At 71.9% G+C, this 22,873-nt stretch carries 21 protein-coding genes and 1 pseudogene; 11 read left to right on the top strand and 11 right to left on the bottom strand.

The features are described from left to right. Position 1: 1 nt before the first annotated feature. The 3 genes from greA (at position 2) to ACZ5UI_RS07840 (ending at position 1,870) form a co-directional block, all read left to right on the top strand. Positions 2-460: a transcription elongation factor GreA gene (gene greA / locus ACZ5UI_RS07850; protein WP_464195951.1), complete on the top strand. Its 459-nt coding sequence runs from the start codon at positions 2-4 to the stop codon at positions 458-460. Beyond that, a complete protein-coding gene (msrB, locus tag ACZ5UI_RS07845) occupies positions 460-849 on the top strand; it encodes a peptide-methionine (R)-S-oxide reductase MsrB (protein ID WP_464195949.1) in 390 nt (129 codons plus the stop codon). The genes greA and msrB overlap by 1 nt, the downstream gene beginning before the upstream one ends. Positions 850-1,114: 265 nt before the next feature. Beyond that, positions 1,115-1,870 carry an HAD-IIA family hydrolase gene (locus tag ACZ5UI_RS07840; protein WP_464197786.1) on the top strand — a complete coding sequence of 252 codons (756 nt, stop codon included), beginning with the start codon at positions 1,115-1,117 and terminating at the stop codon, positions 1,868-1,870. Here ACZ5UI_RS07840 and ACZ5UI_RS07835 read toward each other — a convergent pair. From ACZ5UI_RS07835 to ACZ5UI_RS07815, 5 genes are read right to left on the bottom strand one after another with little or no spacing between them, the layout of a single operon-like run. Further along, entirely contained in the window at positions 1,867-2,205 is a 339-nt protein-coding gene (locus ACZ5UI_RS07835; protein WP_464195946.1) for a co-chaperone GroES, read from the bottom strand. The two genes, ACZ5UI_RS07840 and ACZ5UI_RS07835, sit on opposite strands and share 4 nt — an antisense overlap. 22 nt (positions 2,206-2,227) lie before the next feature. Further along, positions 2,228-2,638: a protease inhibitor I42 family protein gene (locus ACZ5UI_RS07830; RefSeq protein ID WP_464195944.1), complete on the bottom strand. Its 411-nt coding sequence runs from the start codon at positions 2,636-2,638 to the stop codon at positions 2,228-2,230. Between the two features lie 9 nt (positions 2,639-2,647). Further along, positions 2,648-3,241, bottom strand: coding sequence for a hypothetical protein (locus tag ACZ5UI_RS07825; RefSeq protein ID WP_464195942.1), 594 nt, complete (start codon positions 3,239-3,241; stop codon positions 2,648-2,650). After that, entirely contained in the window at positions 3,241-4,002 is a 762-nt protein-coding gene (locus ACZ5UI_RS07820; protein ID WP_464195940.1) for an SCO4651 family lipoprotein, read from the bottom strand. Before ACZ5UI_RS07820 ends, ACZ5UI_RS07825 begins: the two co-directional genes overlap by 1 nt. Next, entirely contained in the window at positions 3,999-4,799 is an 801-nt protein-coding gene (locus ACZ5UI_RS07815; RefSeq protein ID WP_464195938.1) for an SCO4651 family lipoprotein, read from the bottom strand. The genes ACZ5UI_RS07820 and ACZ5UI_RS07815 overlap by 4 nt, the downstream gene beginning before the upstream one ends. Positions 4,800-4,871: 72 nt before the next feature. Here ACZ5UI_RS07815 and ACZ5UI_RS07810 point away from each other — a divergent pair, with 72 nt between their 5' ends. From ACZ5UI_RS07810 to ACZ5UI_RS07800, 3 genes and pseudogenes are all read left to right on the top strand, one after another. Continuing rightward, the gene (locus ACZ5UI_RS07810; protein WP_464195936.1) at positions 4,872-6,707 is read left to right on the top strand and encodes a CocE/NonD family hydrolase; all 1,836 of its coding nucleotides are present in this window, start codon (positions 4,872-4,874) and stop codon (positions 6,705-6,707) included. Between the two features lie 74 nt (positions 6,708-6,781). After that, positions 6,782-7,000: pseudogene (locus tag ACZ5UI_RS07805) on the top strand (hypothetical protein); the annotation flags it as partial. Positions 7,001-7,030: 30 nt separating this feature from the next. Continuing rightward, complete coding sequence (locus ACZ5UI_RS07800) at positions 7,031-7,792, top strand: DUF559 domain-containing protein (RefSeq protein WP_464197784.1); 762 nt, start codon at positions 7,031-7,033, stop codon at positions 7,790-7,792. Here the strand turns inward: ACZ5UI_RS07800 and ACZ5UI_RS07795 are convergent. From ACZ5UI_RS07795 to ACZ5UI_RS07785, 3 genes are all read right to left on the bottom strand, one after another. Next, positions 7,789-8,727, bottom strand: a complete 939-nt coding sequence (locus ACZ5UI_RS07795; RefSeq protein ID WP_464195934.1) for an IS481 family transposase — start codon at positions 8,725-8,727, stop codon at positions 7,789-7,791. The genes ACZ5UI_RS07800 and ACZ5UI_RS07795 overlap by 4 nt on opposite strands. Positions 8,728-8,918: 191 nt before the next feature. Continuing rightward, positions 8,919-9,311 carry a cupin domain-containing protein gene (locus tag ACZ5UI_RS07790; RefSeq protein WP_464195932.1) on the bottom strand — a complete coding sequence of 131 codons (393 nt, stop codon included), beginning with the start codon at positions 9,309-9,311 and terminating at the stop codon, positions 8,919-8,921. A 9-nt stretch (positions 9,312-9,320) separates the two neighbouring features. Next, positions 9,321-10,574, bottom strand: a complete 1,254-nt coding sequence (locus ACZ5UI_RS07785; protein ID WP_464195930.1) for an MFS transporter — start codon at positions 10,572-10,574, stop codon at positions 9,321-9,323. 112 nt (positions 10,575-10,686) lie between these two features. Here ACZ5UI_RS07785 and ACZ5UI_RS07780 point away from each other — a divergent pair, with 112 nt between their 5' ends. Next, complete coding sequence (locus tag ACZ5UI_RS07780; protein ID WP_464195928.1) at positions 10,687-12,834, top strand: ATP-dependent Clp protease ATP-binding subunit; 2,148 nt, start codon at positions 10,687-10,689, stop codon at positions 12,832-12,834. Here the strand turns inward: ACZ5UI_RS07780 and ACZ5UI_RS07775 are convergent. Further along, the gene (locus ACZ5UI_RS07775) at positions 12,803-14,713 is read right to left on the bottom strand and encodes a hypothetical protein (protein ID WP_464195926.1); all 1,911 of its coding nucleotides are present in this window, start codon (positions 14,711-14,713) and stop codon (positions 12,803-12,805) included. The genes ACZ5UI_RS07780 and ACZ5UI_RS07775 overlap by 32 nt on opposite strands. Before the next feature lie 40 nt (positions 14,714-14,753). Here ACZ5UI_RS07775 and ACZ5UI_RS07770 point away from each other — a divergent pair, with 40 nt between their 5' ends. Genes ACZ5UI_RS07770 through ACZ5UI_RS07755 form a run of 4 tightly spaced genes read left to right on the top strand, consistent with a single transcriptional unit; the run spans position 14,754 to position 19,594 of the window. Then, positions 14,754-17,264 (top strand): phosphoenolpyruvate carboxylase, encoded by a 2,511-nt coding sequence (locus ACZ5UI_RS07770; RefSeq protein ID WP_464195924.1) that lies wholly within the window; start codon positions 14,754-14,756, stop codon positions 17,262-17,264. A gap of 27 nt (positions 17,265-17,291) precedes the next feature. Continuing rightward, positions 17,292-17,447 carry a hypothetical protein gene (locus ACZ5UI_RS07765; RefSeq protein ID WP_464195922.1) on the top strand — a complete coding sequence of 52 codons (156 nt, stop codon included), beginning with the start codon at positions 17,292-17,294 and terminating at the stop codon, positions 17,445-17,447. Between the two features lie 36 nt (positions 17,448-17,483). Beyond that, positions 17,484-19,298, top strand: coding sequence for a CocE/NonD family hydrolase (locus ACZ5UI_RS07760; RefSeq protein ID WP_464195920.1), 1,815 nt, complete (start codon positions 17,484-17,486; stop codon positions 19,296-19,298). After that, positions 19,295-19,594 carry a hypothetical protein gene (locus tag ACZ5UI_RS07755; RefSeq protein WP_464195918.1) on the top strand — a complete coding sequence of 100 codons (300 nt, stop codon included), beginning with the start codon at positions 19,295-19,297 and terminating at the stop codon, positions 19,592-19,594. Before ACZ5UI_RS07760 ends, ACZ5UI_RS07755 begins: the two co-directional genes overlap by 4 nt. Here the strand turns inward: ACZ5UI_RS07755 and ACZ5UI_RS07750 are convergent. Then, complete coding sequence (locus ACZ5UI_RS07750; protein WP_464195916.1) at positions 19,587-21,335, bottom strand: GAF domain-containing protein; 1,749 nt, start codon at positions 21,333-21,335, stop codon at positions 19,587-19,589. The genes ACZ5UI_RS07755 and ACZ5UI_RS07750 overlap by 8 nt on opposite strands. 80 nt (positions 21,336-21,415) lie before the next feature. Further along, complete coding sequence (locus ACZ5UI_RS07745) at positions 21,416-22,861, bottom strand: glycosyltransferase family 2 protein (RefSeq protein ID WP_464195914.1); 1,446 nt, start codon at positions 22,859-22,861, stop codon at positions 21,416-21,418. Positions 22,862-22,873: the final 12 nt, after the last annotated feature.

Below are 22,873 nucleotides of genomic sequence, written 5' to 3'. Positions count from 1 at the left end.
GATGGAGAACGCCATCACGGCAGAGGGCCTGGAGGCGCTGCGCGCTGAGCTCGCCGATCTCGAGGGCCGCGCCCGCCAGGAGATCGCCAAGCAGATCAAGACCGCCCGCGAGTGGGGCGACCTGAAGGAGAACGGGGAGTACCACGCCGCCAAGGAGGCGCAGGCCCACCTGGAGACCAGGATCCTGCGCATCCGCGACCGCATCAAGAACGCGGAGATCGTCGAGGTGACGAGCGGCAGCGTGGTCGGCTTCGGCTCGACCGTGGTGGTCGAGGACGAGCAGACCGGAAAGCAGACCACCTACCGGATCGTCGCCTCCCGCGAAGCCGACCTGGCCAAGGGGCTACTGTCGGCTGAGTCCCCGGTCGCCGCGGCGCTGGACGGCAAGCGCGCGGGCCAGGTGGGCATCGTGACCACGCCGCGCGGTGAACGCCGGCTCAAGCTTGTGGAGGTGTCGTGATGGCAACGGTGGATGACGCGGAGCTGCGGGCCAAGCTGTCGCCCGAGCAGTACGCGGTGTTGCGCGAGGGTGCGACCGAGCGCCCGTGGAGCGGCAAGTACGTGGATGAGCACGCCGACGGCGCGTATCACTGCGCGGCCTGCAACGCGCTCCTGTTCGAGTCCTCGACGAAGTTCGAGTCCGGCTCCGGCTGGCCCAGCTTCACCGAGCCGGCGGTGGCCGAGGCCGTCGAGCTGATCCAGGACACCAGCCACGGCATGGTCCGCACCGAGGTGCGCTGCCGCAACTGCGGGTCGCACCTGGGCCACGTCTTCGACGACGGCCCGGTCGATCAGGGCGGCCAGCGCTTCTGCATCAACTCGCTGGCGCTGGACCTCGAGAAGCGCTAGGTCTCAGTACACTTCTGCATTCGGCCGATCGCCCACGCGACCAAAAGGAACCTTCGGGATCCGACCGTGGCAACGCGCCCTTCGGGGCGGCCTGTCCAGGTGGTTGCGAGTGTCAAAGCCGCCCAGGCAGACACTCACGTCAGTCCTGGGATGTTGTAAATCAGTGGTGATCGTGATCCGGGCGTGACCGGGCGGGCATCGACCCGCCCGGGACGCGCCCCGTAGGATCCGCCGCGTGACCCGGCGATCGATCGAATCCTGGCTGATGGACATGGACGGCGTGCTCGTCCGCGAAGAGCACGCGATCCCCGGTGCCGACCGGTTCATCGCCGGCCTGCGCAACGCGGGGACGCCGTTCCTCGTGTTGACGAACAACTCGATCTACACGCCGCGCGACCTCGCCGCGCGCCTGCGGGCCAGCGGCCTGGAGGTGCCCGAGGACGCGATCTGGACGTCGGCGCTGGCCACGGCCCGCTTCCTGGACGACCAGCGCCCGGGCGCCTCGGCCTTCGTGATCGGCGAGGCCGGGCTGACCACCGCGCTGCACGAGGTCGGCTACACGCTGACCGAGCGCGAGCCCGACTACGTCGTGCTGGGCGAGACGCGCACCTACTCGCTGGAGCGCATCACGCTGGCCATCCGCCTGATCCTCGGCGGCGCCCGCTTCATCTGCACCAACCCCGACCCGACCGGGCCGACGACCGCCGGGCCGGTGCCCGCGACCGGCGCGGTGGCCGCGCTGGTCAGCCGGGCCACCGGGATCGAGCCCTACTACGTGGGCAAGCCGAATCCGTTGATGATGCGCTCGGCGCTGAACGCGATCGACGCGCACTCGGAGTCCACGGCGATGATCGGCGACCGGATGGACACCGACATCGTGGCCGGCATCGAGGCGGGGCTGTCGACGATCCTCGTGCTCACCGGGGTGACCACGCTGGAGGACATCGAGCGCTTCCCCTACCGGCCCGAGCGGATCCTCGACTCGGTTGCCGACCTGGTCGGCGAGCTGGAGCGCAGCTAGCGCGGATCGAGCGGGTCGTTGGAGGCGGGGACGGACGCCTCCTCGAGCACGCCGAGCAGCTCGCCCACCCGACAGACCAGCAGGCGCTCCTCCTCGACCTCGACCCACGCGCCGGCGCTGGCCGGGAAGACGACGTGGTCGCCGGGACCGACCGGCATCTGGACTCCGTTGACCTGCCACCAGTCGATGCCGGGACCCACGGCCAGCACGATCCCGTGCTGGGGCGGCGGCTCGTTGCTGCCCGGGGGGACCAGCAGGCCGGAGTGGCGGACGCGGTCGGGCTCGAGCTCCTTGATGACGACGCGGTCGAAGAGCGGCTTCAGCTGGTGGCGCATGCCGCGCGCACGATAGCTGTGGCTACTTCTTGACCTTGATCGTGATCGCGAACGTCGACTTGCCGGACCCGACCTCGCCGGAGCTGATCTCCTGGTACTCGGTCTTGAAGGACGTCTTGCCGGCGCCCTTGGCCGCGATCACGTACTGCTGCTGGCCGCCCTCGCCGGGGACGCCGGTGCCGGCGCCGACGTACTTGGCCTTGGTCACCTTGGCCACCTTCGCGTTCGGCTTGGTGGTGACGACCCAGTGGTAGGGCGTCGTCTGGTTGGACGCCAGCGAGATGCTGATCGTGTCGCCCTTGCTGACGCTGACGGTCTTGCCGGTGTCGGCGATCGTCAGCTTGACCTGCTTGGCCGCGGCGGGGGAGGCGGCCACGCCGATCGCCACGGCGGCGACCACGGGGGCGAGAAGAAGGCGTCCGGACATGCGCATGGCGCCAACCTACCTGAGGGCCCCGGGGAGTTTCAGCAGCACCTTGGGGAGGTTCTTGCGCGACGCGTCGAGCGCGTCGGTCAGCGCCTGCGGCGTCTGTGGACCGTGCAGGCCGGGGCCGTGGCCGACGAGCAGGTGCTCGGGCGCGAACTGGCGCAGGCGGTTGGGCGGGAACAGCCGCAGGCCGATGTGCACGCCGAGCGGGGCCGCGTCCCCGGTGAACATCGTGTTGGTGCCGACCGCCTCGGCCACGACGAGCGCGCGCTGCTGCGGCCACCACAGCGCGATCTCCTTCCACAGGCGGTTCTGCGTCATGGCGATCACCTGGAAGGGGGAGTCGGGCAGCTGCTCGGGCCGGTCGTGGAGCGGCACCTGCAGGCGCGCGGCGACCGCGTCGGCGTCGCGCCCGTGGCGGTCGAGCAGCCGCACCACGGCGGCCGGCTCGCCCAGCGCGGTGGCCCGCTCGATCTGGCCCGGCGTGTCGACGGGGTCGATCAGCCAGACCCGCCCGTCGGCGACCAGCGCATGGCTGGTGCGCGTCATCGCCTCGTCGAGGACCCAGCTGAAGCCGAAGTCGTACTCGTCCGTCGTGCGGATGGTCATCAGTCGTCGATCTTGTCGCTGATGTCGGTCGACTCCTCGGGCACGCGGATGATCCCCGTGGTGCCGAAGTCGCGCAGGTTGACGGTCACGTCGATGTCCTGGCCGTCGGCCTCGAGCTCCTCGGTGATGCGGCGGATGTGGGAGTCCTCGTCGACCCACACGTCGATCGGCACGACCGGCTCCAGCCCCTCGTCCAGGCCGTCGTCCAGCGTCTTCTGCGCGGCCGCGCGCTCCTCGGGGTCCTTCAGCGTGTCGGGCACCTTGCGCAGGTCGATCGTGCCGTGGAACTTCGTCGTCTTGGCGCCGTCGATCGTCTCCTCGCCGTCCTCGGAGACCTCGCCCGCGGTGCGCAGCTGGTCGAGCAGCTGCGCCGCGTCGAACCCGGACGAGTTGCCGAACACCCCGCCGCCGGCGGCCTCGGCGGACGCGCTGACCCAGTCGGTGTCGACGCCGAGGCCGTCGCGGACCTCGTCGGGGAACAGGAAGTAGTAGACGTCGTCGTCGAAGACCAGCTTGATGTCGCCGACCTGGGGGAGGGTCATCGTGAACTCGCCGCGCTTGCCGGCGAAGTCCTGGAACCCGTTCAGCGTCAGCGAGTCGCCGGCGGCGTCGATGCTGACGTCGATGTGCGCGCCCGTCGCCTTGCTCGTCTGGTTGGCCGCGTTGTAGAGGATCTTGTCGGCGTCGCCGCCGCTGGACGACCCGCAGCCCGTGGCGATCGCGGTGGTCAGGGCGAGCGCGGCGATCAGTGCGCGGGTCATGAGAGCCCCTCCGCGGCCTCGTCGGTCATGTCGTGCGTGTCGGCGGCGGGCGGGATCTCGATCGCCTCGGTGGTGCCGAAGTCGCTGTACTCGACGGTCGACTCGACGTCGCCGGCCTCGGTCGGCGTGGTCTGTCGCACCTGGCGCACGTGCCCTTCGTCGTCGATCCACAGCTCGGTCGGGACCTGCGACCGCCCGCCGTTGAGCTCGACGATCTTCTTGGCCGAGGCGCTGGCCACCGCGCGATCGGACTCGGGCACCAGGTCGGCGGCCTTGAGCAGGTCGACGGTGCCCTTGTAGTGGGTGGTGCTGACGCCGCCGACGTCCTCGGTGCCGACCGTCTCGATGTCGCCCATCGCCTTGAGCTGGCGTAGCTGTGCGGCCGCGTCGCTGCCCCCGGTGTTGGTCAGCGACTGCAGGTCGATGCCGCCACCCTTCAGCGCCTTGGCCAGATCCACCGACAGCCAGGTCTTGCCGTCGGTCAGGTCCTCGTCGGCCAGGCCGTCGGGGAACTTCATGTAGATCTTCAGCTGGTCGGTGATGATCTGCAGCTGGCCGACCCCGGGCAGCTCCATCGTGACGTCGGCCTGCATCTTCACGGGGTCCACGAAGCCCTCGCCCTGGATCGTCTGCCCGCTGACCTTGGTGGTCAGCGTCATGTGCATGCCTTCGACGGCGGCGGTCTTGTCCGCGGCCTGGGCGACGGCGGCGGAGGGGTCGATGTCGTCGGTGCCGCAGCCGGAGACCGGCACGGCGACGGCAGCGCACAACACAAGGAGCGGGAGAAGGCGACGCATGCTCCGCAGATGCCCAGCGGTGGCCGCTGCCATGCGCCGCAAGTTGTGCGGCGCGGCGACGTTTGCGTTGGCATGCCCCGGGTCCTGACGTGCCTCAGCCTGCTGCTCGCCCTCCTCGTCCTCGCTCCGGCCGCGCGCGCGGCCTCGACGTGGACCGAGTACGACCGCCCCGCGACCTTCACCACGGTCGCCGAGAGCGACGTGCCGATCACGATGAGCGATGGCGTCGTCCTGCGCGGCGACGTCGTGCGCCCCGACGACGCCGGCCGTCACCCGGTGGTGCTGGTCCAGACGCCGTACAACAAGAACGTGGCGCCGACCGGCGACGCGGAGTACTTCGCCTCGCGCGGCTACGCGGTGGTCACCGTCGACGTACGCGGGACGGGCTCCTCGCAGGGCACGTGGGACTCCTTCGGCCCCGCGGAGCAGCGCGACGGCTACGAGCTGGTGCAGTGGTCGGCGACGCAGGACTGGTCGGACGGGAAGGTCGGCCTGTACGGCGCCTCCTACCTGGGGCTGCTGCAGCTGTTCACCGCGGCGCAGCGCCCGCCCGGCCTGAAGGCGATCTTCCCGATCGTGCCGATGGGCGACGGGTATCGCGACATCGTCTTCTCCGGCGGGGACCTGAACATCTCGTTCATCCCGCTGTGGCTCGGGCTGGTGGCCGCCGGCGGCAGCGTGCCCTCACCCGCCGCGGTGCAGTCGGGCGACCCGGCCCGGGTGGTCGACAGCGTGGCCACGGTGGTCGGGCACCTCGGCGGCGTGATCGGCTTCGACGCGCCGACGATCGTGCAGGCGACGACCGGCGGCGACACCGCCTACGACGGCCCGTTCTGGAAGACGCGCTCGCCGCTGGAGGTCGTCGACCAGATCGACGTGCCGGCCTTCGTCGTGGGCGGCCACCACGACCTGTTCCAGCGGGGTGAGCCGCTGATCTACGAGCGGCTCAAGCAGCACGTGCCCGCGCGGCTGCTGATGGGGCCCTGGACGCACGTCAACGGCTCCTCCGGTGCCGGCCTGCCGCGCGACGGGGTGCCGGCGCTGCCGTCGATCGCGCTGCGCTGGTTCGACAAGTACGTGATGGGCCTGGACTCGCGCCCGGGGCAGATCCCGAAGGTCACGCAGTACGTCTACGGCGATGAGCGCTACGAGACGCAGGCCGACTGGCCCGATCCGGCGCTGACGCCGCGGCGGATGTACCTGCGCGGCGACCAGGCGCTATCGGCCAGCCAGCCCGGCGAGGGCGAGGCGGCCCAGACGTTCACCCAGCAGCCGCTGTCGGGCCTGTGCACGCAGTCGACGTCGCAGTGGACCGCCGGCCTGGGCGAGCCGCTGCCCTGCACCACCGACAACCGCGCCGACGAGGCGCTGGGCAACGCGGTCTACACGACCGAGCCGCTGAAGCGGGATCTGGCGCTCTCGGGTCCGCTGCTGGCCAACCTGTGGGTGACGACGACGGCCGCGGATGCCGCGGTCACCGTGCGCGTGACCGACGTCGATCCGTCGGGCAAGTCGACCGAGCTGACCACGGGCTGGCTGGCCGCCTCGATGCGCGCGGTCGACGACACGCGGTCGCGCTTCGTGCGCGGGCAGCTGCTGCAGCCCTGGCATCCGTTCACCCGCGAGTCGGTGCAGCCGGTCGTGGCGGGCGAGCCGATGCAGCTCCCGGTGGAGGTCTTCCCGGTGCGGGCGACGATCCAGGCCGGCCACTCGCTGCGGATCACCGTCGCGCCCTCGGACTTCCCGCACCAGCTCCCGCCGCTGCCGCAGCTGGCCGCCGGCCTGGGCGGGCAGGTGTCGGTGCTCACCGATCCCGCGCACCCGTCCTCGGTGACGCTCCCGGGCCTGGGCGACTGCAGCAAGACCGGCTGCCCGCCGCTGCCCGTCCCGCACCTAATCCGCGGCTGAAAGCTCGCCATTTCGCGCGTGTCCCGGCGCAGACAGGTGCTGCGCCGTGACACGACGCGCGAGACGCTGGCGGCATGCCCGACCCGCCCCAGCCCGCCGAACCGTCATTCAGTGGCGCTCAGCGCCACTCAGACGCATCTCGACCCGGGGCCGCGCGCCCGTCCGCCGAACCGTCATTCAGTGGCGCTCAGCGCCACTCAGACGCGACTCAGCGGGTGGCCGACCTGGCCGCGGCGCAACACGGGGTCGTCGCGTGCTGGCAGCTCTACGCGCTCGGTCTCAGTCGCTACGTGGTTTCGCGCTGGTCACGCGGCGGGCGGCTCGTGCGTCTGCATCCCGGGGTCTACGCCTTCGGTCATGCCGCGCTGACCATCAAGGGGCGGCGGATGGCGTGGGCGCTGGCGGCCGGGCCGGACGCTGACCTGTCGGATCGAACCGCCGCGGCCGCTCATGGCGTCTTCGTCGACCACGGCACGCGGGTCCACATCACGACCCCGCGCGGCGCGACCCGCGGCCTGCCCTTCTTCGTCACCCACCAACGCCGCCTGCACCCCGAGGACCGCACGAGGCTGGACGGCATCCCGGTCACGTCGCTGGAGCGCACGTTGATCGACATCGCCGCGACCGAGCATCCGTCGCGGCTGGAGCGGGCGCTCGAGCGGGCGGAGGAGCTCAACCTGCTCGACCTGACGAAGATCGAGGAGGCGCTCGAGCGCAACCGGGGTCAGCGCGGCGTCGCTCGGGTGCGCGCCGCCATCGAGTTCCACCAGCCCAAGGACCCGCGCAAGATCCGCTCGCGGATGGAGTCCGGGATGCTGCGCCTGCTCAGGCAGAACGGCTTTCCGACGCCGCAGGTCAACCTCGTCATCGCCGGCTGGGAGGTGGATCTGCACTGGGACCACCCGCGGGTCGCAGTCGAGCTCGACGGCTGGGACGGCCACCGCACGAACGCCGCGTTCGAGCGCGACCACGACCGCGATCTCGCCCTTCGGGCGCACGGCTACGACGTGGTGCGCGTCTCCTGGAAGCAGTTCCGCACCAACCGACCGGCCGTGCTCAACGCGTTGGCCGACGCGCTGCGCTAGATGTCCTGCTCGCGGACTTGCTGAACGCGGGTGATGGGTGGTCGGCCGCCGGCGGCTGAGTGTGGGCGTTGGCGGTTGTAGAAGCGGATGAACGATGACAGGGCGCGGTCGCGTTGGGTGCTGTTGGGCCAAACGCGGCTGTGGGCCCATTCGGTGTCCAGGGTTTGCCAGAAGCGCTCGATCTTGCCGTTCCAGCGGGGGGTGTAGGGCGGCGTGAGGATGTGGCGGGCACCGAGCTGGTGCAGTGTTTGGGCGAACTGGTGGCTCTCGGAGTAGCACTTGGCGTTGTCACTCATCACCGCCTGGACGGGGCCGCAGCCTTGTTCTGCCATCCAGGCCGCGGCGCGCTTGAGCGTGGCTGAGACGGTGTGTTTGTTCTCGGCTGCGTGCAGCTCGCAGTAGGCCAGGCGGGTGTGGTCGTCGATCACTCCGATGACCACCGTCTTGCCCGCCCCGCGCGAGCGCTGGGCCTGGGAGCGATCACCGGTCGCCCAATGCCCGGGCTCATCGAACTTCGCTGCCGAGAACGCGTCGATGTGCAACAAGGCGCCGGCTTGGGTCCACTCATAGCGCTTGCCAACGGTCGCCCGCTCGCTGCGGCGTCGGCGGCTGACGCCGTGGCGCCTGAGCACCTTCCAGTTCGTCGAGCGGTGACGGCCGGTCAAGAACGCCAGGCGCATCGGCCCCCAGTTCGTGCGTTGGCGCGCGTCGAGGATCTCGCGCTCCTGGGCCGCCGTCAGCGCCCAAGGACACGACAGCGGAACCGGCCGCCTCGGCGCCAAGCACGAGAAATCTGCCCTCTCGGCCTCGCTGGCTTGGCCGAACCGGTCACACATCGTCTTGACCGTGGTTGGCGAACACCCGACCGCCGCGGCGATCTGCCGCAACGACTCGCCCGCCTGGCGGCGGCGGACCATCTCGATCCTCGCCGCCATCGCATAGCGACATCTACGGTCTGTCATGTGTCCGGTCCCTTCTTGGGCTGTGGTGGGTCGCACCTCTCAGCCTCCGGTCGGGGCCGGACACATCCATCAAATACGCGGCCCTGCCCTGTTCAGCAGGTCCGTGAGCAGCTCAGCTAGATGACTGATTCCACGACCCGCGTACCCGCCGCGGAATCAATCATCTAGTCGTCCCAGAACTTCGGCAGCATCTGCGCGTCCTGCTCGGCCGGCTGCGGCGCGCCGTAGGCCAGCAGGCGGGCGCCGTCCGGGCCGGCGCGGAAGCCGCGGGCCACCTCCGGCGGCACGCGGAGCGCGTCCATCGGCCCCAGCTCGACGGTCTCGTCCTCGAGCTTGCAGGTGCCGCTGCCCTCGAGCAGCACGTAGATCTCCTCCTGCTGCTCGTGCTTGTGACCGAAGGGCACGGCGGTGTCGGGCTCGATCGCGAAGAACGACAGTCCGGACTTCTGCAGCTCGAGGTTCGTGCGGGCGAACCGGGCCTCGATGCCGTCCATGCCGAACTGCGGGGCCATGTCTTTGACGTCGGTCAGCAGGTTCACGACGGTGTAGTCGGGCATGGTCCTGGCTTACCCACTTGGCCCGACCGATGCGCCCTCGGCGTGCCCGTCGTAACGCGCCAACTCCGGGAACGCCAGGACGCTGAGGCCCGCGAAGGCCAGGCACAGGACGCCGCCGACGCTGACCGCGGCGGTCACCGAGAGCACCGACGCCGCCAGGCCCGACTCGATGTCGCCCAGGCGCGGGCCGCTGGTCACGACGAGCATGAACACCGAGGACATCCGCCCGCGCATGTGCTCCGGCGTGACCGCCTGGTTGATCACCGTGCGACACACGGCGCTGACGCTGTCGGCCGCACCGGCCATGGCCAGCAGCACCGCGCACACCCAGATCGACGGGGCCAGCCCGGCCAGCGCGATCGTCACGCCCCACACGCCGACCGCCACGATCGTGATGCGACCCAGCCAGCGGGCGTGCTCCAGCCAGCCGGTGGTCACCGCGCCCAGCACCGCGCCCGCCGACACCGCCGCATAGAGCAGTCCCGTGCCGGCCGCGCCCGCGTCGAACACGGTCAGCGACAGCACGGCGAACAGCGCTCGCGGCATCCCGAAGGCCATCGCGGCCACGTCGATCGCGAACGAGCCCAGCAGCGCCCGGTTCCCGCGCACGAACCGCAGCCCCTCCACGATCGACCGGCCCACGGGCTCGTGCTCGGCGGTCAGCGGCGAGGGCGGGAGCGACCGGATCGGCAGCGTCAGCGCGAACATCGCGGCGAAGGCGACCGCGTCGACGACGTAGACGACCTGGACCGATGTCGCGGCGATGACCAGCCCGCCCAAGCCCGGCCCGACGACCGACGCCAACGACGACACGCTGAAGTTCAGCGCCAGCGCCGAGCGCAGCCACTCGCCGGCCAACGCGGGGACGGCAGCGCTGCGCGTCACGCTGACCACCGCGCCGCTGCCGGCCAGCGCACCGGCCAGCACGAAGATCGCCGCGATGTGGGCCAGCCCGAGGATCGTCAGCACGGCCAGCACGGCGGCGACCACGAGCTCGACCGCCTGGGCGACGAGCATCAGCCGGCGGCGGTCGAAGCGGTCGGCCCACGCGCCGCCGACCAGCGACCCCAGCGCCAGCGGGGCGAGCTCGACGGCGCCGGTCAGGCCGACCAGCAGCGCCGAGTTCGTCTCGACGAACACCTGGTAGGGGATGGCCACCAGCGCGGCCTGCGTTCCCAGCGACGAGGCCGCCTGGCCGATCGTCAGCAGCCGCAGGTCGCGCGAGCGACGGACTCCGGTGAGATCGACGGCGATGCGGGCCACGGCGGTCGCAGAGTGAAGCAGGACACACACGTGGCGCACCGGTTGACACCGCAACCAGTCGCGCTAAAATCTCAGTCAGTAGTACTGAGATCTTCTAACGGAAGCCTTGAACATGGACCAGAACATTCCGAACGTCTGCGAGTTGTGCGGGCAGCAGCCCGGCGCGGTTCGCGTGATGTTCTCCAACGGCGTGCAGCGGCGCGGGGCGTTGCTCTGCCAGGACTGCGCGCGCCAGGCGATGGGCGACCAGGCCGCGATCGCGCAGGCCCAGCAGCAGCAGCAGGCGCAGACGCAGGCCCCGTCGCAGTCGGCGCTGGGCGAGTTCGGCCGCGACCTGACCGAGGACGCCCGTGAGGGGCGCATCGACCCGGTCATCGGTCGCGACGACGAGATCGCCCAGACGATCGAGATCCTCGCCCGCCGGCGCAAGAACAACGCCGTCCTCATCGGTGAGGCCGGCGTGGGTAAGACCGCGATCGCGGAGGGCCTGGCCCGCCAGATCGCGGAGGGCGACGTGCCCGAGGCGCTGTCCCAGACGCGCGTCGTGTCGCTCGACCTGGCCGGCATGATCGCCGGCGCCCAGTACCGCGGCCAGTTCGAGCAGCGGCTGAAGGCCGTGCTCGCCGAGGTCGTCGAGGCCGAGGGCAAGGTCATCCTGTTCGTCGACGAGCTGCACACCGTGCTCGGTGCGGGCAACGCCGAGGGCGCGATGGACGCCGCCAACATCCTCAAGCCGCTGCTGGCCCGGGGCGAGCTGCGCATGATCGGCGCCACCACGCTGGCCGAGTACCGCAAGATCGAGCGCGACTCCGCGCTGGCCCGGCGGTTCTCGCCGGTCACCGTGGGCGAGCCGTCGGTGCAGCAGACCGTCGAGATCCTGCGCGGCCTGCGCGACGTCTACGCCTTCCACCACGACCTGGAGATCGCCGACGCGGCGCTGGAGGCCGCAGCCCGGCTGAGCGACCGCTACGTCACCGAGTACCACCTGCCCGACAAGGCGATCGACCTGATCGACCAGGCGGCGGCGAAGCTGCGCCTGAGCGACAGCCCGACCGGCAACTCGGAGGTGGCCAGGCTCCACCGCGAGGTCGAGCACCTGGAGACCGAGAAGCGGGCGGCGATCGAGGCCGAGGCGTTCGAGGACGCCGCGCGGCTGAAGACGCTGCTGGCCCAGACGCGCGAGCGGCTGGCCGAGCTGGGTGCGGACGCGCCGAGCGAGACGGTCAAGCTGGTCGTCGGTGAGGCCGAGGTGGCCGCGGTCATCGCGGCCCGCACCGGCATCCCCGTCGGCGAGCTGGTGTCGGGCGAGACCGAGCGGCTGGCCCGCCTGGAGGACGACCTGCACCAGCGCGTCGTCGGCCAGAACGAGGCGGTCGAGGTCGTGGCCGACACGATCCGCCGGGCCCGCGTCGGGCTGTCCGAGCAGGACCGCCCGCTGGGCAGCTTCCTGTTCCTCGGCCCCACCGGCGTCGGCAAGACCGAGCTGGTCAAGGCGCTGGCGGAGCGGCTGTTCGCCTCCGAGAAGGCACTGGTCCGCATCGACATGTCCGAGTACCGCGAGCCCCACACGGTCGCGCGGCTGATCGGCTCGCCTCCCGGCTACGTCGGGTACGGCGACGGCGGCCAGCTGACCGAGCCGGTGCGGCGGCGGCCCTACTCGATCGTCCTGCTCGACGAGATCGAGAAGGCGCACCCGGACGTGTGGAACGTCCTGCTGCAGCTGATGGACGACGGGCGCCTGACCGATGGCGAGGGCCGCACGGTGGACTTCACCAACGCGGTCGTCGTGATGACGTCCAACCTGGGCGCCGGGCAGGCCAAGCGGTCGGTGGGCTTCACCGCCGCGGCCGCCGCGCCCGACGACGAGCGGATGCTGTCCGCCGCCAAGTCCGCGTTCCTGCCGGAGTTCCTCAACCGCATCGACGAGATCGTCACCTTCCGCCCGCTGGAGGCGACGCAGATCGAGCAGGTCACCGCGCAGCTCATCGGCCGGGTGGCCGACCGGCTGCGGGTGGAGCGCTCGATCGAGCTGGAGGTGGATCGCGACCTGATCGCGCGGCTGGCCCGCGAGGGCTTCGACGCCGAGTACGGCGCCCGCCCGCTGCAGCGCCACGTGCGCCGCACGCTGGAGAAGGCGCTGACCCGGGCGATCGTCGACGGCACCATCGCCGACGGGACCCGTGTGCGGGCCAGCGAGGGCGCCGACGGCGCCATCGCCCTGACCAGCGTCACGCAGCCGGAGCTGGCGCTGGCGGCGTAGTCCGCCGCAGCCAGGAGCGCCGCGGCCGAGCCGGTTCGGTCGCGGCGCGCTCCTGCAGGTCGAAGTACACGAGGGTCGTCCCGATCGCGACGTACGGGATCAGGAGGGCGAAGATCGCCGCCCCGATCACGTCGATCCAGATCAGGGGCAGCGACGTGAAGATCAGCGCGAACGTGCACACCGGCCCGGCGACCAGCGTCAGCAGCTCGAAGAACAGCAGCGGGCGCAGCGCGTGCAGCCAGCGCCCGCGCACCACGCGGGTGCTGCCCCGGAAGGCGCCGCGCAGCGACCGGTCCTCGAACATGATCTCCTGCTGGACGAAGCCCCAGTCGACGAGCTTCCAGACCGCGACGGGCAGCAGGATCAGCGTGGCCGCCAGCAGGCTGGTGGCCACGGTGTAGAGCAGGTGCGCGATGAACAGCCGCCAGAAGCGTCCCTTCATCGCCCGCCACGAACCACCGACGGTGGCGGCCGCGCCAACGGCCAGCGCCGCGACCATCGCGATGATCACCCCGTTGACGATCGCCGCGGCCGCCGGACGCACGATGTAGCCGACGAAGTCCTTGACGTCGGTGGCCACCCGGCTGCCCCCGAGCAGCGTCTCCGTGCCGAACAGCAGGCCCGCGACCAGGGCGATCGGCACGATCGTGGCCGACAGAACGATGCGCCAGTGGTGGCGATACAGCCGCCCCGCCGTGCGCAGCATCTGGCCGAACTCGCGGCGCGCCCGCAGCCGGGCCAGATCGACCGGTCCCCAGCGCGTGATCCCGACGAAGCAGGCGAACAGGATCGCCAGCAGGGCCAGCACGCCGATGGCGACGATCCGCCAGCCCGGCCGCAGGTTCATCACGCCGGTGACGAAGGCCACCGTGCCGCAGAACGCGGTGGTCACCTGCGGGCCGGCGAACGTGCCGCCGGGCAGGCGCGCGCTGGTCGAGCGCTGCTCCTGCATCCACGAGATCGGCTGCGACCACTGGGTCTTGGTCACCGGACCGGTCGGGCCGTTGTTGAAGCCGGACTCCTTCTGCCCCCAGTGGCCGGTGTAGCTGAGCCAGGCGAACGGACCGCTGTCGGGCGCGTCGTCGGGCAGCAGGACCGGCGTGGGCCGCAGCTCGCGCAGCGGCTCGGCGGTGTTGTCGCACCCCAGGCCCGAGCCGTGCTCGCCGTTCTCGACGAACACCGCGGAGCTGTAGAACGTCGCGTGCGACCCCGCGGCGGCGTAGACGACGGGATGATCGCCGTCCTTCTCGACCTTCGCGGCGTCCCAGTCCGCGCGTTCCCCGCCGGCGTGCTGGAAGAGGATCATCTCGGTGGGCGGGGTGCGCAGCGCTTCGGCCGGCGTGGTCGCCTCGTCCCACACGAGCTGCATGCCCTCCCAATCGCCCTCGTGCAGGTCGTTGAACTGGTTGAAGTACCAGAAGAACCAGTACTGCAGGGCGAGGCCCTCGCTGCCGTCCTCGCGGGCGATGTGCGCGTAGGTCGTCACCGGCGCCCGGCCGTCGGCCTGGATGGCCTGGAAGTCGCGCGCGTACACGCACGTGTTGCCGCGCGGTCGGCCGCGCAGGTCGAGGTAGTAGTCCGCGCCCCGGCCCGCGATGTCCGCCGCGGTCGGCGCCGACGTGACCGCCTCCAATCGCTTCTGACCGGTGTCCTGGCGCAACGTCACGGTGGGGTTTCCCAGCACCGTGTCGACCGTCGTCAGCTCGTACTGCTCGCGCTCGGTGTCGCACGGCGGGCGGTCCTGCTCGCGCACCATCACGATCGGCGCGTAGCGGTCGGCCAGGCGCTGCGCGTCGGCGTCCTGGGCCTGCGCAGCGGGCGCCGCCGCGCCCACCGTCAGCGCGCACGCGATCGCGCCGACGAGGAGGCGGCAGTGCATTTCGCGACCCTAACCGGCCAGCTGAGACAATGGTCGGCGAATGAGCGACGCCCTGGACCGCGACACTGCCCTACTGGAGTCGCTGCTGGGCGACGTGCTCGAGGAACAGGCCGGTCGCGCCTTCCGCGATCGCGTCTTCTGGCTGCGCGACACCGCCGCCCGCCTGCGCGACGGCGACGAGGGCGCGGGGGACCAGCTGGGCGCGTTCATCGAGCGCCAGCGGGCCGACGCGCTGGAGCCCTTCGTGCGGGCCTGCTCGATGCAGCTGCAGCTGGCCAACATCGCCGAGGAGCTCGAGCGCCTGCGCCGCCGCCGCCACTACGACTCCGACACCAGCGCGCCCCAGCGCGAGTCGCTGGCCGCCGCCGCGGCGACGATCGGGCAGCGCTCGCGGTCCGACGTGCAGGAGGCGCTCGAGCTGCTCGACGTGCGCCTGGTCATGACCGCGCACCCGACCGAGGCCACGCGCCGGTCGATCTTCAACCACCAGCAGGCGGTGCAGCGCGCGATGGAGCGCCTCGGCGATCCGCGCCTGGGTCGCAGCCGCCGCGCCCTGATCGAGGACCGCCTGCGCGAGGTGCTGACGATCTGGTGGCAGACCGACGCCGTGCGCCGCCTGCGGCCGCTGGTCGAGGACGAGGTGCGCCGCACGCTGTTCGTCTTCGAGTCGGTCCTGTTCGACATCGTCCCCGAGGTCGAGCTGAAGGTCGCGCGCACGTTCAACACCCCGTGGCCGCCCGAGCACCCGAGCGTGCGCTTCGGCAGCTGGGCCGGCGGCGACATGGACGGCAACCCGGAGGTCACGCCCGACGCGGTCCTGCGCACGCTGGAGCTGCACCGCCTGACCGCCCTGGGCCTGCTGCGCGGGCGCGTCGAGCGCCTGGCCGAGCAGTTCTCCCAGGCCGACGACCGCCTGTTCGTGACGCCCGAGCTGACCGCGCAGCTGGTCGAGGACTCGCGTGAGCTGCCCGACATCGCCGCCGAGCGCCCCAACCAGCACGAGCCGTTCCGGCGCGAGCTGAGCTTCATCTCCGCGCGCCTGAACGCGGCGATCCGCAACCGCGATCACGCCTACACCAGCCCCGCGCAGCTGGAGGCCGACCTGGAGCGCATCCGCCGGTCGACCGCGTCCAGCCGCGTGGCCGACGGCGCGATCGCCCGCCTGATCACCCAGGTGCGCACGTTCGGGTTCCACCTGGCCGCGCTCGACGTGCGCCTCAACAGCCGCGACCTGCGCGCGGCGATCGAGGCTGACGAGCTGCCGCCGGCCTTCGAGGCGGTGGCCGAAGGGCTGCGCAAGCACGGCCCCCGCGCGCTGGGCAGCGTGATCATCTCGATGGTCGAGGCGCCGGCCGACGTGCTCAACGCGCTCACGATGCTGCGCCGGGCCGGTGTCGGCGTGGGGGACCTGGAGACGCTGCCGATCGTCCCGCTGTTCGAGACGGTCCCCGACCTGGAGCGCGCGAAGGAGACGATGGACGCGCTGTACGAGCACCAGGACTACGCCGCCCAGCTGGAGCTGCTCGACCGCCGCCAGGAGATCATGCTCGGCTACTCCGACTCGGCCAAGGACGGTGGGTTCGTGGCCAGCCAGTGGGAGCTGTTCCGGGCCCAGGAGCGGCTGACCGCCGACGCCGACGAACGCGGGATCGCCCTGCGCTTCTTCCACGGCCGCGGCGGCTCGACGTCGCGCGGGGGCGCGCCCGCCCACCGGGCGATCCTGGCCCAGCCCGCCGGCTCGATCCGCGGCCGGATCCGCATCACCGAGCAGGGCGAGGTCATCTCGCAGCGCTACTCGCACCCCGAGCTGGCCATCCGCTCGCTGGAGCAGACGCTGTCGGGCGTGATCCTGGCCACGCTGAACCGCGACGGCGACGTGCCCGAGCGCTACCGGGCCGAGCTGCAGCGCCTGGCCGACCGCTCCCGCGAGGCCTACCGCGCGCTGATCTACGACGACGATCGCTTCGAGGCCCTGCTCAACCTGGCCTCGCCGCTGGACGCGCTGACGCAGATGAACATCGGCTCGCGCCCGTCGGCCCGCAGCGCGTCGAAGTCGCTGGACGAGCTGTGGGCGATCCCCTGGGTGTTCGCCTGGATGCAGAACCGGCTGCTGCTGCCCGCCTGGTACGGCGCCGGCACCGCGTTGCAGGAGGGCGACCGCGAGCTGCAGCGCGAGATGGTGCAGAAGTGGCCGTTCTTCCGGATGCTCTGCCAGACGCTGGAGATGTCGCTGTACAAGTCCGATCTGGGCGTGGCCGAGCGCTACCTGGCGCTGCTGGGCGACAACCCGGCCCGGGAGCTGTGGCCGGTGATCGAGGCCGAGCACGCGCGCGTGGTCGACTCCGTGCTGGACATCTGGCAGACGCCGACGCTGCTGTTCAACGCGCCGGCGCTGCTGGAGCGCCTGCAGCACCGCAACCCCTGGATCGACCCGCTCAGCCACATGCAGGTCGCGCTCCTGCGCCGGGCGCGGGGCGGCGACGAGAACGCCGAGGGCGCGCTGCTGCTGACGATCAACGGCATCGCCGCCGGCATGCGCAACACGGGATAGCGCCCGATTTCGGGTAGACCTCCGGGCATGGACGATCCACGCAACCCCGACGGCCCCGAGTGGGACGACGACGCCATCGACGAGACCGGCGAGCTGGACGAGGTCGGCGAGACCGAGCCCCAGGAGATCATCGAGGGCGGCGACGACCCGACCTTCAACGAGGACCGCATCAACGACCAGTGAGCCGCTGATGCGACACACGCTGGGAGAATGTCCCGTGTGACGTTGCTGAGCGAGATCGTCGGGCGGTCGATGGGCCTGCCCGAGCCGTACACGCGCGAGGTCGACGTCGCGCGCGATCTCGAGGCCGTGATGGACGACGGCGTCGTCCTGCTGGCCGACCGCTACGTCCCGCGGGACAGCGGGATGCCGCCCGTCGTGCTCGTGCGCACGCCGTACGGGCGCCACTCGTTCTTCGGCCTGGTCTACGGGCGCCTGATCGCCGAGCGCGGCTTCCAGGTCGTGGTGCAGTCGGTCCGCGGCACGTTCGGCTCCGGCGGCACGTTCGCGCCGTTCGACGAGCGTGCCGACGGCCTGGCCACGCTGCGCTGGCTGCAGGCCCAGCCCTGGTGCGAGGGGCCGATCGGCATGATCGGCTCGTCCTACATGGGGCTCGTGCAGTGGGCGATCGCCGGAGAGGCCGGCGACGCGCTCGGCGCGCTGGCCCCGTCGATCACCGCGTCGGAGTTCCACTCGCAGGCCTACGCGGGCGGCGCCATCTCGCTGGACACCGCGCTCTCGTGGACGTTCATCATCGCCGCGCAGGAGCGCCGCGCGGCGTTGCCGCGCATGGCGCTGGGCCTGACCCGCACGCTGCCCAAGCTGCTGGACGAGCTGCCGCTGGGGGAGATCGACGCGCTGCTGGCCGGCGAGGAGCTGCCGTTCTACCGCGAGTGGTTCGCGCAGACCGCGCCGGACGAGCCGTACTGGGCCACACGCAACTACTCCGCCGACGTGGGCCGCGTGACCGCGCCGACCCAGCTGATCGGCGGCTGGTACGACATCTTCCTGCCCTGGATGCTGGCCGACCACGCCGCGCTGGTCGGCCAGGGGCGCCAGACCCAGCTGATCGTCGGACCGTGGGCGCACACGTCGACGGGCCTGCTGAACACGAGCACGCGCGAGGGCCTGGGCTGGCTGCGCGCGCACCTGCTGGGCGACGAGCGGATGGTCAGCCCGGCGCCCGTGCGCGTGTGGGTCGGCGGTGAGGACCGCTGGCGCGAGCTGCGGCAGTGGCCGCCGGCCGAGGCGCGCGGTTGGCGCCTGCACCTGCAGCCCGGCGGTGGCCTGGACGCGGCGCCGCCGCCGCCCGGCGCGCGCCCCGACGCCTACCGCTACGACCCGGCCAACCCGACGCCGGCGCTGGGCGGGCCCGTGCTGCTGGCCCGCGCGCCCGTCGTCGACAACCGCCCGCTGGAGGCGCGCGACGACGTCCTGACCTACACGACCGCCCCGCTGGAGCGCGACGTGACGGCGATCGGCCCGGTGACGGCCGAGATCCACCTGCGCTCCAGCCTGGAGCACACCGACCTGTTCGTGCGCGTGTGCGACGTGCTGCCCTCCGGCCCGTCGCTGAACGTGTGCGACGCGCTCGTGCGCCTGCTCCCCGGCGCACCGGCGGCCGAGCCCGACGGCACCCGCCGGGTGACCGTCGACCTGTGGCCGACCGCGTACCGCTTCGGTCGCGGCCACCGGGTGCGCGTGCAGGTCTCCAGCGGCGCGCACCCGCGCTACGCGCGCAACGCCGGCACGGGGGAGGACCCGGCCACGTCGACGCGCCTGGTCGCGGCCGACCAGGAGGTGCTGCACGACGACGCACACCCGTCGTTCGTGACGCTCTCCGTCGTCGAGGGGCTCGACGACGACGTCGCGGTGGCCAGCACCGACGTCGTGCCGGCCACCGAGACCGGCCTGCTGCCGCTGGAGCCCGAGCTGCGCTCCGACGCGCGCTACGAGCGCCGGCTGTTCGTCCGCGAGATCCTCATACTCCTGGTCGTCGTGGCGGTCATCCTCGCCTGGTCCACCCTGCGGTGAGGCTCGCCCTCGCGGCCTCGCTGTGCGCGCTCGCCGTCCTGGCCGGATGTGGCGGCGGCGGCAGCGACGGCGTCTCGCTGGACGACGCCAAGCAGCAGCTGGTGATCGCCTGCCGCGAGGGTGGCACGGACGCGCTGGACGCCCAGCTGTGTCGCTGCATCGCCGACGAGGCGGTCACGCACCCCGAGTACGACACGCCGGCGGAGCTGGCCACGCTGGTCGATCAGCAGAAGGGCGCGACGCTGCCCCCGGTGCTGGACAAGATCGTCACCAGCTGCGCGCGGCGGCTCAGCTGACGTCGCGGCGCAGGCGCTGCAGCTCCGCCGAAGCGAGCTCGGCGAAGCGAGCCAGCACGTCGACGTCGGCGTCCTGCCAGACGCGCGGGTGCGGGTCGACCGCGCACAGCGCACCGAGGACGTTGCCGTCCGCGTCGCGCAAGGGGATACCGGCGTAGGCGATCGCCTCGAGCTCCTCGACGGCCGGGCTGTCGGCGACCAGCGGATGCTCGCGCGAGTCCGACACGACGAACGGCCGGCCGGTGACCGTCGGGTACTGGCAGAACGAGTGCGCCAGCGGCGTCCCGTACTCGGCCCAGCCCTCGATGCCGTGCTGCCCCAGGAACGTCTGGCGCTGATCGTCGACCAGCGAGACGGCGACCGCGCCCGCCTCGACCGCGGAGGCGGCCGCCTGCGCGAGCTCGTGCAGCAGCGGCTGGTCGCCGGCCGCGGTCAGCGCGTTGACCGAGGCCAGACGCGCTGGGTCCGTCAGCCGACCGGCGGCGCGCCGGGCCAGCGACTCGTACAGGTGCGCGTCGGCGCGGGCCATCAGCGCCGCCGCGGGCTCGCCCTCGGTCCACTCGACCAGCCCGCTGACCGCGCCCGGCTCCATGCGCTCGAGCACGACGCTGCCCTGCGGCAGGTCGCAGCCGGGCAGCATCACCGCGACGCGACCGTCGCCCAGGTGCGCGACGGCGTCGGTGATGCGCAGCGCGGCCCGCCAGGCCTGCGCGCGGGCGGCCAGCTGCGTGCCTGGCGCCAGCTCCAGCAGGGCGACGGTCAGCGCCTCGCCGGAGCGGCGGCTGCGCTCCAGCTGCAGGTACAGGGCGCCGTCCCAGCCGCGGTCGTTGAGCAGGCCGGTGGCCGGGTCCATCGTGGTCGCGGCCTGCAACGCCGCCAGATGGTCGGAGCGGCGCAGGCCGACGGCGAGGTCCGCGGCCAGCAGCTCGGCGGCAGCGACGACGCGGGCCGAGGGAACCTGCGCGACCTCGGTCCAGCCCATCACCAGCACCGCGACCGTGCGGCCGTCGTGCAGGACCGGCTGGTAGTGCACCGAGCGGGCGCCGACGCGCGCGGCGATCAGCTTCGAGACGGCCGGGTGGTCGGCCGCGTCGGGGATGAACAGCGGCTCGCCGGAGGCGAACACCTGGGCCACGCCCGACGCCTGATCGGCGCGCAGATCGATGTTCATGTCGCCCAGGCCGGCGGTCGCGCTACCGCGGAGCCACTCGTCGCCGTCGCGCTCGAACAGGACGGCGCACAGCGCGCCGCCGATCTCCAGCGCCGCGTCGCAGACGGCCTGACGCACGTCGCCGTCGTCGCCCAGCGCGCGCTGCACCTGGGCCACGCGGCGCACGTCGGCCAGCTGGCGCGCCGCACCGGCACGGACCTCGGCCAGCTCGGCCAGGAGCGCGCGCTCGCGGGCGGCCGCCGACTCGCGGTCGCCCACGTCGTGCAGCTGGGCCAGGACGCCGGTGGTCGCGCCGTCGGCGCCGGTCAGCGGCGCCAGCGTGACGCGCAGGTGCACGGTGCTCCCGTCGCCGCGGGTCAGCATCAGCGCCGAGCCGGCGGTCGAGGCGGTGCCCTCGCCGAGCACCTGCTGCAGCCCGTGGGCGCGGATCTCCGCCTCGTCGCGCCCGAGCAGCGCGGCCAGCGCGGGGTTCACGCGCACCGTGTGGCCGGTGGCGTCGATCAGCGCCAGGCCGATCGCCGACACATCGAAGGCCTGTTCGAGCAGGGACGCGGGCAGGGGGGTGGTCACGGCGGGCATCGAGGTCGTATCGGCGCCGGAGGGCGACGCCTCGCTCCCCGCTGGCCGGATCTCGTACGCCGGCGTCGGACTTAGATCAGGTCCGAGGACACGGTCCCCGTCTTCTCCGTCTTCTCCCACACCATCTCGGTGCCCTGAAGCTCCTTGAGGTACGCATTGGCCGTGATCGCGCACAGCAGCGGGCCGTAGCCGACGATGTACAGCAGCGGCGCGGCCAGCCGGCCGACGAGCGGGACGCTCTCCAGGCGCTTGACGGCGTAGGCGGCGACCATCGACAGCGTCAGCCACACGTAGGAGAACAGGAGGATCCCGTCGCCGGCGTAGCGCCCGGCCACCGACGGGTAGACGGCGTAGGCCATGATCCCGAGGCTGATGATGCCGGGGAAGCAGATGCCCTCGCGCCACACGCTGCGGGCCACCGGCGGGTCCAGCGAGAACGACATCAGCGTGATGAACAGGTACGTGGCCAGGTTGATGAACCACAACGCCTGGAACACGCCGATCGAGAAGTCGCGGTCGATCGCGTAGAGCACGAGCAGCGCGATTGACGACGTGACCATGAACGCCGGCATCAGGAAGACGGAGAACCAGATCAGCGCGAACGACGGGCTGCCCAGGCGCCCGACCTTCCAACGCCGCAGCCAGATGCGCCGGTAGCGCAGGGTGACCTGCACGTTGCCGCGGCCCCAGCGCAGCCGCTGCTTCCACAGGCCGTTGATGTCCTTGGGCTCCTCGGCCCAGACGATCGCGTGCGGCTCGAACACCACCGTGCGCCCCGACAGCTGGATGTTCAGCGTGGTGAACGTGTCCTCGGCCAGCGACGAGGTGTCGATCACGCCGCCGATCGCCTCCAGCGAGTCGCGGCGGATCAGCTGCGCGCCACCGGCCAGGCAGGCCTGCGCGCCGAGCACGTTGAAGGCCCGCCGCGCGCCGGCCTGCGCGTTGACGTACTCGTAGGAGATGAACCGGTTCATCCAGTTGGCCGGCCGCGAGCCCTCCTTGATGTAGGCGGTCACGGCGCCGACCTTGGGCCGGGTCAGGTGGCGCACCATCCGGCGCAGCGACTGCTTGGTGAAGATCACGTCGGCGTCGATCACCAGCACGGCCTCGTACCAGTCCTCGGCCTGGATCGTGATCAGCCCGTGGTTGATCGTGTGCGCCTTGCCCTGGCCGCCGTTCTCGCGGCGCAGGTGGAACACCCGGCCCGGGTACTGCGCGGCCTTGGCCTGGACGACGTCGGGCGTCTCGTCGGTGGAGGCGTCGTCGACGACGTAGACGCGCAGCCGGTCGGGCTCGTAGTCCAGGCCGCACAGCGTGTCGATCGTGCGGCCGATGACCGCGCCCTCGTTCCAGGCGGGGACGATCACCGCGACGCGCGGGTCCAGCCCGTCAGGTGCCGGACCCCAACCCTTCTTGAAGCCGCTGAACCCGGCCAGCAGGAACTGGTAGCAGCCGGCCACCAGCGGCATCGCGCCGGCGATGACGAAGAACACCAGGATCGCGTGGACGACGCCCATTCGTCCGAGGTG

Source organism: Conexibacter sp. JCM 18997 (assembly GCF_055391915.1).
This window is presented reverse-complemented; position numbering and strand designations above follow the sequence as displayed.